The following is an 11899-nucleotide window of genomic DNA, read 5'->3' as shown; positions in this document are numbered from 1 at the left end:
CGGTGCTATCACCGGCCTTTTATGTTGTGCAATTGGATGCTGGAGCTAACACTTAAGGTTTAGTTTTTGCCGCAGACCCTTGCTGAAAATCCTGATAAATCTTTTCCAGTCTGGTGATGTTGTCTTCATCCACCCAACTGAACATCGCCGTTTTGTATTCTGGTTTTTGCCACAACAGCCTCAGTGCTTTGTTTATCTCAGCGATCAACTGCTGCCCTTTCGGACTTTTGTTACAGGTGATGTGCGACACCACAAAAGGTGAAGCATCCTCTACTGCCCTGCTTTGGATCTGCACTTTTTGTGGGTAATCTTTCAGATAAAACGCCATGCGCTCCGGATATTCCACCACATAGTCAACCCGCTTTGATAACAGCAGTGCAGCAGCATTTACCTCGCTGGTAAACTCATGAGGAATAAAGTTAGCGTATTGAGTCGCATCCATCACAGAGGCCGGATAAAAACGGTTGGGCTGATAAGCACCAAGCAGTGTTTTATCTTGTGCCAGTTGACGCATATCTATACTGCCGTCGTCCTGCATGGCAACATGCTGTTGCACTACCGCAGAAGTCCGGAAATGCACAGCTAAACCCGGAAGTACAGTCACAGCCTTAGAATACCAACGGGTCTGTGCTCTTTTTTCGGTGAAAATAGAACCAAAGGTACACACACTGTACTTATTTTGCAGAAAAGCCTGTTCCAGTCTGGGCAAATTAACCACTTTGGTCTGGTGGGTCAGATGCGGCAGTTCTGTGATCAACAACTTGTGCAGCACATCAAAAGTGCCCTGATCCTGATAAACACCAGTGGTGATTTGATGAGGCGGCCAGTCTGTTTTGAGCCAGGTTATTTGTGCGGCACCAAGACTCTGACAGCAGAACAAGGCTGCGATGATCACAATTTTATACACAGCCACCCCATCGATATTTCAACAGATCTGAAGTTAACCATAGCACAAGCCAAGCTGTTACTTAACCAGCCTTACTTTGCGTTGGACCTTTTTGTTGAAGCCTTATTTGCCAAAGACAAGCAGTCGCCAGCAGTAAAGTAATCAAAAGATTCCCTGCAAGAAACAACCAGGCAGTTAATTCGACTGTCAACTGATAGTTAAACCAGCAGTAAGTCAGCGCCGTGAACACCACAGCGAAAGTGACCAGCATGGCTTTATAGTGGTTGGCTCCTAATGAAGTCAGCAGCACTTCAAAATAGGTTTTCAGCAAGGTGATCCACAACGTCGCTAATACCAGATGCAACATCAACAGATGTTCCGGATCCAAAGTTTCATTAAAGGACTGCTGATACAACCAATCTCCTACTGGCCACATCAACACATAAGGCAAAGACAATAGCGGTAAAGTAAAGAGGAATACCTTACGGAAAAACTGCAACTTAGTGCCCAGATCCGTCAGACGGCTTAAACGACTTAAAAACACCTGCGAAAAAATCACCGGCAATAAGGTAATAGGCATAAACAAAATAAAGAGTTTTCTGAACTGTCCAAGCGCCAGTAAGGTGCTGAATAACGCCAGAAAAATAAAAGGAATATTGCTCATAATAATGGCAAAAACATCATGCAAAGCAAAATGCAAACGCTGCCTTATATCCTGCCAGCCAAAGTAGTGGCTGAAATTACGCAGATAAGGGCCAACACCAGCTTTCAGCTCAGGCCAGAGCACATTCAATCCCATCAGCACAGGCAATACACTCGCAACCAGCACAGCTTCGAGCATAGCGTCCAGTTCAGTGATCACTTTGCCGAATAGCAAACCCACCACCACCAGCAAACTCAGAGCGCCAACAAACTGTGATTTTACTTCGACAAAAAACTGCTGCCGGCCTTTGAGATAACAAAATATCGCCTGACTGACAGCCCAAACCAGGCCTATCAGTAAACTCAGCAGGTACAGGTAATAAGGCACGCTGTCGTTGATCCAATAGTCGATAGCGACGACGCCGAGGCATAACAACAAAAACACCATAAAACTCAGCACCAGGCTGTTAAACAACAAGCTGATGTGTTGCTGTCTCGCTGAATAATGGATCAGGTAAAAGCTGACGCCAAAAGCTATGGTAGGGAAAAACAAATTGGCCAGCATATAGACATAACTGAAGACACCAAAGTCAGTGGCCAGCAGTTGTCGCGCCACCACCAGATTCAGCAGCCAGCGCGAGCCGAAGTTCAGACCATGAGCCAGACTATTATTCAGCAGTTTTTGCGCAAAATCACTGCGTAACATGCAGAGACTCCGTCTTTTTTGCTGTTGTATCAACAGAGCAATGGATCAAAGCCGCTGCGTTAATAAAACCCCAAACAGGCCACAACATGCCGGAGCTAATCACATGACCCGCGATACAGGACACGAATAACAATAATAGATTTAACAACACCAGAGTAGCAGCTAATTCGCTGGAAAAAAGCCGGCACAACTTTAAATTCTGAGCAATAAAACCTGTAAAAATCCACAAGAAAAACATCAAACCAGCCACACCATAAAAGATCAATAAATCAAAAGGATCCGACTCAGCCCAGTACTTCCATAAATGTTCTGATACACCAATAAGCCCTATGCCAAAAAACCTGTGACTGTCGCTGTAGTAAAAACTGGCCATCTGCCAGATCTCTGCCGCGTATTTATCACGGTTAGATAACAAAACACCAAGTAAACCTTGCTGCTGGTAGATATGCTGTAATTTCTCAGCCAGCCCCAAATGAGTTAACAACAAGGGGGCTTGCCAAATCAGTAGGATGACAGTGACCATCAACAAGAATATCAGCAGCGCCAGACGCGACCAGTTCAGGCGGAGAAGAACCGGCATCAGCGGGATCAACAGCACCAAAATAATGGTTCCAAGCAAACCCGTTTTGGTCAGCATCAAACTGGCGCACCAGAGCGAACTTGCGGCCACAGCCAGGAAAATCAGTTTTTGTTGTCGCCAGTAGTACTGCAATAACCAGGCTGATAACACCAAAAGCACCACAGACAGCTCATTGGCGGCATTAAAAAAGCCTTTACTGCCCAAATCGACCTGGGCCAGATGGGCTTGAGGTAAATAGGAGGTATAACCATAACCTAAAGCGCCAAAAGTAAAATTAACCAATACAATCAGATAGTTGATTACAAAAACCCGGTGCATGGATTGCAGCGCAAAAGCTTTATCCAGCCGGGCCAGACTCAGCAGGTAATAAAAGGCGATAAAAGGTGAAATCAGTTTGAGCATCAAGCCCATATCTGCCGCTAAAGTACCGCCCAATTGCAGCCAGCTATAAAATGGGCCAGGCACCAACAGCACAAAGAGTGCCGGAAACAGCAAAAAAGCCTTTGCAGTCCGCAGGCTCAGGCAGCTCAACATCAGAATCAGGATCAAGAGTTTATACAGCGCAGATAAGCCAAAACTGCGACCAAACTGATTCAGTAAAAAGCCATTACAGGCATCGATAAGCAAATAGCAGCTGCACAATAACAGGATCAGTTTATCCAGAGGTAACACCTGCTGGAAATAAGCAGACAAGCGCATTAAAGCCGCCATAACATCAACACAATAAAAGCACAGCTAAAACCCAAAAATGCACCAAACAATAACATCAGCCACAAGGCTGGACGCTCACTTTGTTTTGGTGCTTTTGGACCTTCTAATTGCTGTAATGCAAAAGGCTGAGCTTTTTTCGCGTAGTCCAGCTCGTATTGTGTGCGCTGTTGTTGTTGTTGCGCCAGATCCGTAACCGGCAGTTGTTGTAAGGTCGCTAATTCTTGTTGTTTTTGCTGAATAAACTGCTGGCGCCAACGCTGGTCCCAGAGTCTGAGCACCAAAGCCAATTCAGTTTCAGCATTGGCTGCTGAGTTGCTGCTCCACTTTAAAGTCACCAGATTGCCACGTCTTTTGTGGTCTACACTCAACTGCTGTGCATTGGCAGAACGGGCCAGTGACTGAAAAAAGTCAGGGGCTTTTAACCACAACAAAGCTCTGGACATGGCATCCGCTGAAGCGCCACCTACATTGGCCGGATTTTTATCGTTTGGATCATCACGTCGGGTTAAACGTTCGGTTTGCCAGTCGGTTAAAGTCACAACAGCTGTCGCCTGAAACCGCAGGGCAGTGCTGAGTTGCACTATATACAAAGCAGCCGCACCTAAGACTGCAGCAGCCAGTAACAGCAGCCAAAAACGTTTGAGCAAAACTGCGCTCAGGCTAACAAAATTGGCGTGGGCTAATAAATTCTGACTCATTTTTTCGAAAACAACCCTTTAATGCCTTTGCTTAACAGCTGCTGGCGGAATTTAATCGCCCATTGCAATTTTTGTTTCAGGTAATAACGGATCTTCGTAGACCATAAACCATAACGACAGAAAAACAGTAAACGCCCTAATGAAAGTTGCTTCTGCTCCATGACCAGACGGTAAAAGTGCTGGTTTTGTATATTGCGTTCATTCATCAGCGGTAAATGTTTTTCAACAAAATAACTTTGTGCAGCCAAACGTTTTGGTGAGGTGGTAATACGGCCCAGTTCATGCCCTACATGCACCACATAAGTGGCTTCAGCCAAACGCAGCGCTTTGCCGTATGCGGCCACTAAGCGGATCCACATATCGTAATCCTGAAAAGCGGCAAGCCCTATATCAAAACCACCTTGCGCCAGCATACGGCTGCGCTTTACCAGCACCTGATTGGATAAACAATGTGCATCCAGCAGTTCATTTAAACCCACAATGGCAGAGTCCGGGTACAGCTGCTTGCGTATAGTGCCGTAATCCCAAAAATAACTGGAACAGACAAAAGCATACTGATCGTCATAAGCCTGATACAGGGAACTCAGACGATTCGGCAAAAACTCATCATCATCATCCAGACCAGTGACAAACTCACCTTTGGCTTGCGCTATCGCCAGATTGCGCGCCGCACAAGCGCCCTGCCCCTTATCCTGACGAAACAGACGCACTCTGGGTTCATCAGCATAAACCCGGTTTAACGTCTCCCAGGTACTGTCTGTGGAGGCATCGTCCACCACCAGCAATTCAAGATTGGGGTAATCCTGCACCAGCACTGAGGCAATGGCACGTTGCACCATAGCTACCCGGTTAAAAGTAGGCATATAGACGCTGATCAAAGGTAAATCGGACTGTTGCTGCACTATGCTTCTCTCTGTGATTCTCTTTATGATTCTTTTTGTTTTAATCGTTTTTATCAGAGTTTATTCGTCAGATATAACCAGGCATAAGTCACCAGATTTGATTGACGACCAATACGGGACGGCTGAGACAAGAGTCGGTAAGCCCACTCTAAATGTAACTTACACCACAAAGCTGGCGCTCGCTGCACATGGCCGGTGAACACATCATAGGTCCCCCCCACGCCCATATAATAGGCATCAGGTAATTGCTGCTGGCATTTACCAATAAAAATCTCTTGTTTAGGCGATCCCATAGCCACTGTGACTATACGGGCACCACTTTGAGCTATACGGCTGATCAGTTCGTTTTCATCTTTAAAATAACCATCCTGCGATGCCACCACATTGACGCCCATAGCTGTCAGTTTTTCCACAGTTTCAGCCATCACCTGCGGTTTGGCACCTACTAAAAACACCGGAGTTTTAGTCACAGCTGCTTTAGCCATTAATGCCTGCCACAACTCACAACCTGGAATACGTTCAACTTTGCGGCCTAATTTACGCCGCATCACTTTCACTACCCCCATGCCATCGGCATAACGAATATCAGCCTTATTCAGAATGCTCATCAATTCAGGGTTTTTACTGGCCGCTATCACTTTTTCCGGATTCATTGCAATAGCAGAACCCGCAAACACAGTACCATCGTCCTGAATAATGTAATTAACCAGTTCAGCCATATCGCTGAACGCCATCACCCCAATGCCACCTACCGGTACCACTTCAGGTTGAATTGCCATCTTTATAATTACCTTTTCTATGATCGTTGTTCAGGACATAACGCCTGATACAACTGTTGTATTTTTGCCGCTACATCATCTACCAGACAGTCTTTTGCATGCTGGTGAGCAGACTGCTGTAATGCGGTGTAGTCTGAGTCTGACAAACTTAATAGCTGCTGAATTTTTTTTAGCAAGTTTTGCTGCAAAGCTTGTTCATCTGTTTGATCTATCACCCAAAATGAGTCTGCCCCCAACTGCTCTGCAGAACCATCAGTGAGAGTCGCAATCACTGGTGTATAACAGGCCATGGCTTCTGTCATCACCAGGCCAAAAGATTCATTGCGCGACAAACTTAAAAAACATTTGCTGCGCTGATACAAGGCTTTTAATTGTTCTGCACTTTGGCCCGCTTCGAGCTGTAAATTTGGGTAGTCTTTTTTTAACTGCTCAAATTGCGCCTGATAAGGCCCAGTGCCTACCACATAAATTGTTTTATCTTTGAGTTGCGGCAGTACGGCTATCAACCTGTCCATGCCTTTATTTTTATCCAATGCACCGACATACAGCAGATCGATGTCTTTTTCTGCTCTGTTGTGTTGTGTTGCATCTGCATACACCTGAGCTATACCAGCGGACAACACAACAGCCTTGGGTGCTGCAGTAAAAGCTTTGCTTTGAAGTTTTTCACTGGTAAAAATCCATTGGTCCACAGCACCACAACACCACCTGTATAAAACATTAAAAGGCTGATAGTGATAAATATCGCTGCCATGGCAGGTGACTACTATTTTTACTGAAGGTTTACGCAAATATTTATAGGCCAGAGCCAGCCAGATAGTTGGATAAAAAAAGTGAACATGAATAATGTCAAAGCTTTTAAAACTCAGAATATAAGACCAGAAAAACTGTAAAAAGAGTACAGGGTATTTCAGCAGTTTATTGAGCAGGCTGTCGTTGTGCCAGCTCATATAAAAATAAGCCAAAGCCTGATGCTGTTGCAGTGCCAGCACCTGATTTTTTACAAACTGGCCCTGAAAAGGTGCAGAGGCTTTAGGCCCCATATTGGTGATAATCAATACTGCTTTGGTCACAGCCGGTATCCTGCGTCAACTGCACAAATTCTGATGGGGAAAAACCATAAAAACCTGAGCTCTTCTTAATAAATAGGGTTCGCCAACGTCTTGATTAACAGCATAAAAATCGGTTAGTACCTTATGCGGTCACTGCAAGTGTGACAGAAATAACAATTAGAGCATTATTTTCTGACAAAGTCGTTATTCCTTTCAATTTTATCTCTGAAGTGCCGTAGTCAGCCCTGTTATCTTCACCTATAATCAGCCCAATTTCGTTTGAGCCAGTTCGCATTATTTCAGGCCAAAAAGCCGATGGAAACCACATGACAGAACATCTGCAGCTGTTTATTACCACTTTTGTTCTTACCCTGACCGCCATTTTTATTCTGATCCCTTTGTCTGTCAAAGTCGGACTGGTGGACAAACCTGCAGGCCGTAAGCAACACACGGGGTCAGTGCCACTGATAGGTGGTATTTCTATATTTACTGGTGTAGGCCTGACGTTAGCCTGGTTTGGTTTACCGGAGGATATTCATTATTACTACCTGCTTTGTGGCGGCACTATTGTCATTCTGGGTGTATTTGATGATTTTATGGATTTAAGCGTCAAATTACGGCTTTGTGTCCAGTTGCTGATTGGCTCAGCTATGGTCTATGGCCTGCAATTGCATTTAGGTAATTTAGGTAATTTGTTTGCTTTGGGCGATGTCACTTTGGGCTATATCGGCATTCCTGTTACCTTGATTGCCGTTATTGCTGCTATTAATGCCTTTAATATGATTGACGGCATAGACGGTCTGGCCGGTATGCTCAGTGGTGTCACTTTTGTCTCTGTCACTTTGATGATGGGCATGGGTGGTCAGCTTGAGCATGCAGTGTTACCTATGGTGCTGGTATTTGCGCTTATCCCTTATTTGCTGTTTAACCTGGATGTGGTTGGCAAAGGCAAAGGTAAAATTTTTATGGGGGATGCCGGCAGTATGCTGATTGGTTTAACAGTCATCTGGTTACTGATCATCGGCACCCAAAGTGACAGCGCCAGTTTTCGGCCTGTTACAGCCCTTTGGGTCATCGCAGTGCCGCTGATGGATATGGTGGCCATTATGTTGCGCCGTATTCGTAAAGGCCAGTCGCCCTTCCTGGCCGACCGTGAACACCTGCATCATATATTCCTGCGTCTTGGTTTAAATTCCCGTCAGGCTTTAATAGTGATCAGTAGTTTCTCCTGTATGCTGGCTACTTTGGGTATTATTGGTGAGTACCTGATGGTGCCTGATTTAATTATGTTGCTATTGTTCCTGATAGTGTTCAGTGTTTATTCATACACTTTGCAGCATATTTGGCGCATCACCCGTGCTATAAAACGTTACAAAGCGAAACGACGTGGTTAAGTTTCTAATTAAAGTTGCCAAAGCCAAAGCTGTCGCTTTATTAGGTGAACGTTTAGTCAAGCTGGCCGCAGGCGCCTTAATCACTATTATTGTGGCGCGTATGCTTGGGCCTGAAGCCACAGGTTATTACGCTATCGTCATGACCTGGAGCGCATTTTTAGCGCCCTTAGCTAACTTAGGATTAAACAATCTGGTGCAAAAGTCAGTGCAGTCTGCCGCTGACCCACGCACAGGCCAGCAGATCTTATTTACTGCCACCTGGCTTCGTTTAATAGCAGGATTTGTATTTGCTGCTTTAATGTTTGTTGGTTTTAGCTGGTATCTGCCAACAGAATTTGAACCTTATCAACTTGGCGCTGCAGTACTTTTTGTCGGTCAGTTGTTTAATGCCTTTATTTTATTTGAATATCACCAGAATTATTTAGGCCATTTCCGCACCCTCGCCTACAGCAAACTGGGGCTGGGAATTATAGGTCTGGTCGCAAAATTGGCAGTGCTTTGGTATGGCTTAGGCATTGGCGCTTTATTCTGGGTAGTAGGTTTAGAATTTGCAGCTACAGGTTTGCTGCAATATCAGATTTATAAAGGCCACAACAAAGACTCTGGTCGCTTAACACCGGCCTGGTTTAACTGGCAGCATGGCAAGGAGTTATTGCACCGCTCCAGCTGGTTGTGGGTCTCTGGTATTTTATCTGTGGTCTATCTGCGTATTGATCTGATTATGATTGAACGCCTGATTGATATTGAAGCCGCAGGTGTTTACGCTGCTGTCAGCCGCATTTCTGAGCTGTGGTATGTGATACCTGCAACCTTAGCAGTGCGTTATTATCCTGAGCTGTTAAAAAGTCATCAGGTCAGTTGGTCTGGTTATTTATTATTGCTACGCAAATACACGGGTTACTTTTTTGCAATGGCGTTAACCATAGCTGTGGTTATATTTATTGTGGCTCCTCCTTTGGTGCCACTGATCTTTGGTGACAAGTTTCAGGCAGGTATTTCAGTACTGCAAATTCATATCTGGGCCGGTGTATTTATCTTTATCCGTTACCTGATAGGACAACATTTAATTATTACCGGCCAGGAGCCTTTATCTCTGGCCAGTCATGGCATAGGTGCAGTATTAAACGTGCTGCTGAACTGGTGGCTGATCCCCATTATGGGCATTGATGGTGCAGCCTGGGCAACGCTGATTTCCTATGCCTACGCTTCATTTTTCTTTTTATTTTTTTCCGGCAGAACCCGTCGTCAGTTATGGCAACTGATCAAGGTAAAAAGGGCCGGTGTGGTGGTAGAGAAAGAGACGGTATGAAAAAACAACTCCAACAAATCAGGCAAAAGCTCGATAAGGTCTTGTTACCTTACGCAGCCAAAAGCCGTCTGGCGGCAACGCTGTATTACGCATTTTTTAACCCGCATTTTCGCCGTGAGCAACATGCCACAGCGGCGGGCCGACATCACTATCATCTGCACGAAGAAAGCAGCAGCATAGCGACAGTTATTTTACGCCGTAATATTCACCGGCTGGAAAAAGGTTTAAGCATGGTGCCGCGCAAGTCGTTGTTTGCGCTGGATTATATTGATGAAACTTTAACTGCATTACAAAACCTGTTGGCCGATCATCAGGCCCTGGATTTAGTACTGCTGAAATACTGTCACGATGTGATGGACAGCTATTTTTCGGTGACAGAGTGGCCAGAAGGTGCCAGTCAACCTGTGACTTTTTCCGCCTTAAAAGCCCAGATAGCACCACGTTTAGCACAAAGCAGCCCTTCAGCCCCAGCCCCTTACGCACAAAGACCCAGAGCAGATATCAGCTACGAGCAGTTTTTAATTTTGTGCCAGCAGCGCTGTTCAGTCCGTACTTTTTTACCTCAGAGCGTTCCTAAAGCCGTTCTGGAGCAAGCAGTTGCTGCTGCTGCTCAGGCACCCAGTGCCTGTAACCGTCAGCCCTTTCGTTATATAGCTGCCACCGAAGGCGAGATGCTCAATAAGTTAGCAAACTTACCAATGGGCACTGTGGGTTATGCTAATGGCATTCCTGCCTTGCTTGCTGTGGTTGGTGATTTAAGTGCTTATCCTTTTGAGCGCGACCGCCACGTGATTTATATCGACGCCAGCTTAGCCAATATGCAATTGATGCTGGCATTGGAGACTATGGGCCTGGCCTCGTGCTCCATCAACTGGCCTGATATCGAAAACTACGAAGCCAAAATTGGCCGCTTACTGAAATTACAACCTTTCGAACGAGTCGTGATGCTGATTGCTGTGGGTTACCCTGATCCGCAGGCGTTGATCCCTCACTCCGAGAAGAAAACTGCTACGGAGTTATTAACTTATGTCTGAATCAAAAGCCTTATTAGTCGAAATTAAAGGCGTCCAGTTCCGCAACAAAGGCGCTTACCTGATGCTGCTTGCCTGTTTACAAGGTTTAAAAACCTTAAACAACACAGAGCTGGTGTTATCGCCTGGTCCTAACTTGCCGTATCGTGAACGTGCTTTGTTAGGTGCATGGCAGAAGGTGTCATTCCGCCGTAAAGGTCTGGATTTAACGCCATGGTTTGGCAAACTCCCCGCTTCATTGCGTAATCTGATGAAACGTTATGGCATGGTGACAGAGCGTGATGTTGATGTGATTTTAGAGGCCAGCGGTTTTGCTTATGGTGATCAGTGGCCGTTGAAGTTTCTGCAAAACACAGCCCGTGAAGTCAAACGTTTTCAAGAGGCAGGTAAACCTTTTGTCTTTATGCCTCAAGCCTTTGGCCCTTTTAGCAGCGACGAAAGCAAAGCAGCCATGCGTGACATTATTCACAACGCAGCACTGATTTACGTGCGCGACCCGGTGTCCTTCAGCCATTTACAAAGCTGTGAAGCCAATCTGCCGGACACAGTCAAATTAACCCCGGACTTTACCGTAGGTTTAAAAGGCCACAGCACCACAGCGCTGCCTGAAATTGAAGGTAAATTTGCTGCTTTAATTCCTAACAGCAAAGTAGTGTCTAAGTTTAACCACGCCAATGCCGAAGCCGAACGCACTAACTATGTCGAAGCTTTTGCTGCTGCGGCCAACCAGCTGGTAGAGTTAGGTTATGCTGTAGTACTGGTGAATCACGAAGGCAAAGAGGATCAACTGCTGTGTCAGGAAATTGCCCGTTTAGCGCCTTGTGAAATTATTCAGATTGAAGATCCGCTGGCAGTCAAAGCTTTTATTGGTCAAAGTTCCATTACCATCAGCTCACGTTTCCACGGTGCTATTAATGCACTGAGTCAGGGTGTGCCTTGTATAGCAACCAGCTGGAGCCATAAGTACCACGCCATGATGTCTGATTTTGGTATGGCCGATTACTGCCTGGAAAAACTCTCAGCCGTCAGCCTGACTCAAAAAGTCAGTCAGTTATTGGCAGAACAAGAGCAAATTACTCCTCTTCTGGCCGACAACGCAGCCAAACTGAAACAAAAAAACCAAACCATGTGGCAATGTTTATATAAAACTTTAGATAAGTATTTAGGCCGTTAAACTAAAGTCTATTGAGAAGCTCAGTGTCAGAGATA

At 45.5% G+C, this 11899-nt stretch carries 11 protein-coding genes; 4 read left to right on the top strand and 7 right to left on the bottom strand.

Features of this window, described 5'->3' with window-relative positions:
- Positions 1–52: 52 nt before the first annotated feature.
- From RHEIN_RS06890 to RHEIN_RS06860, 7 genes are all read right to left on the bottom strand, one after another.
- The gene (locus RHEIN_RS06890; RefSeq protein WP_040554703.1) at positions 53–907 is read right to left on the bottom strand and encodes a hypothetical protein; all 855 of its coding nucleotides are present in this window, start codon (positions 905–907) and stop codon (positions 53–55) included.
- A gap of 61 nt (positions 908–968) precedes the next feature.
- A complete protein-coding gene (locus RHEIN_RS06885; RefSeq protein WP_008898254.1) occupies positions 969–2234 on the bottom strand; it encodes a lipopolysaccharide biosynthesis protein in 1266 nt (421 codons plus the stop codon).
- Entirely contained in the window at positions 2221–3525 is a 1305-nt protein-coding gene (locus RHEIN_RS06880; RefSeq protein WP_083826287.1) for an O-antigen ligase family protein, read from the bottom strand. Before RHEIN_RS06880 ends, RHEIN_RS06885 begins: the two co-directional genes overlap by 14 nt.
- Positions 3513–4223 carry a hypothetical protein gene (locus tag RHEIN_RS06875; RefSeq protein WP_008898252.1) on the bottom strand — a complete coding sequence of 237 codons (711 nt, stop codon included), beginning with the start codon at positions 4221–4223 and terminating at the stop codon, positions 3513–3515. The genes RHEIN_RS06880 and RHEIN_RS06875 overlap by 13 nt, the downstream gene beginning before the upstream one ends.
- Positions 4220–5125 carry a glycosyltransferase gene (locus RHEIN_RS06870; RefSeq protein WP_008898251.1) on the bottom strand — a complete coding sequence of 302 codons (906 nt, stop codon included), beginning with the start codon at positions 5123–5125 and terminating at the stop codon, positions 4220–4222. Before RHEIN_RS06870 ends, RHEIN_RS06875 begins: the two co-directional genes overlap by 4 nt.
- Before the next feature lie 53 nt (positions 5126–5178).
- The gene (locus RHEIN_RS06865; protein WP_008898250.1) at positions 5179–5904 is read right to left on the bottom strand and encodes a WecB/TagA/CpsF family glycosyltransferase; all 726 of its coding nucleotides are present in this window, start codon (positions 5902–5904) and stop codon (positions 5179–5181) included.
- A 17-nt stretch (positions 5905–5921) separates the two neighbouring features.
- Positions 5922–6977, bottom strand: a complete 1056-nt coding sequence (locus RHEIN_RS06860) for a glycosyltransferase family 4 protein (protein ID WP_008898249.1) — start codon at positions 6975–6977, stop codon at positions 5922–5924.
- Positions 6978–7282: 305 nt separating this feature from the next.
- Between RHEIN_RS06860 and wecA the strand changes: the two genes are divergently transcribed.
- The 4 genes from wecA to RHEIN_RS06835 are packed head-to-tail and all read left to right on the top strand — an operon-like array spanning position 7283 to position 11864.
- Entirely contained in the window at positions 7283–8350 is a 1068-nt protein-coding gene (gene wecA / locus RHEIN_RS06850) for a UDP-N-acetylglucosamine--undecaprenyl-phosphate N-acetylglucosaminephosphotransferase (RefSeq protein ID WP_008898248.1), read from the top strand.
- Positions 8343–9659, top strand: a complete 1317-nt coding sequence (locus tag RHEIN_RS06845; RefSeq protein WP_008898247.1) for a flippase — start codon at positions 8343–8345, stop codon at positions 9657–9659. Before wecA ends, RHEIN_RS06845 begins: the two co-directional genes overlap by 8 nt.
- The gene (locus tag RHEIN_RS06840; RefSeq protein ID WP_008898246.1) at positions 9656–10693 is read left to right on the top strand and encodes a nitroreductase family protein; all 1038 of its coding nucleotides are present in this window, start codon (positions 9656–9658) and stop codon (positions 10691–10693) included. The genes RHEIN_RS06845 and RHEIN_RS06840 overlap by 4 nt, the downstream gene beginning before the upstream one ends.
- Complete coding sequence (locus tag RHEIN_RS06835) at positions 10686–11864, top strand: polysaccharide pyruvyl transferase family protein (protein ID WP_008898245.1); 1179 nt, start codon at positions 10686–10688, stop codon at positions 11862–11864. Before RHEIN_RS06840 ends, RHEIN_RS06835 begins: the two co-directional genes overlap by 8 nt.
- Positions 11865–11899: the final 35 nt, after the last annotated feature.

This window comes from Rheinheimera sp. A13L, assembly GCF_000217935.1.
Lineage (GTDB): Bacteria > Pseudomonadota > Gammaproteobacteria > Enterobacterales > Alteromonadaceae > Pararheinheimera.
Note: the sequence above shows the minus strand (reverse complement) of the source record. Positions and strands in the feature narration are given on the sequence as shown.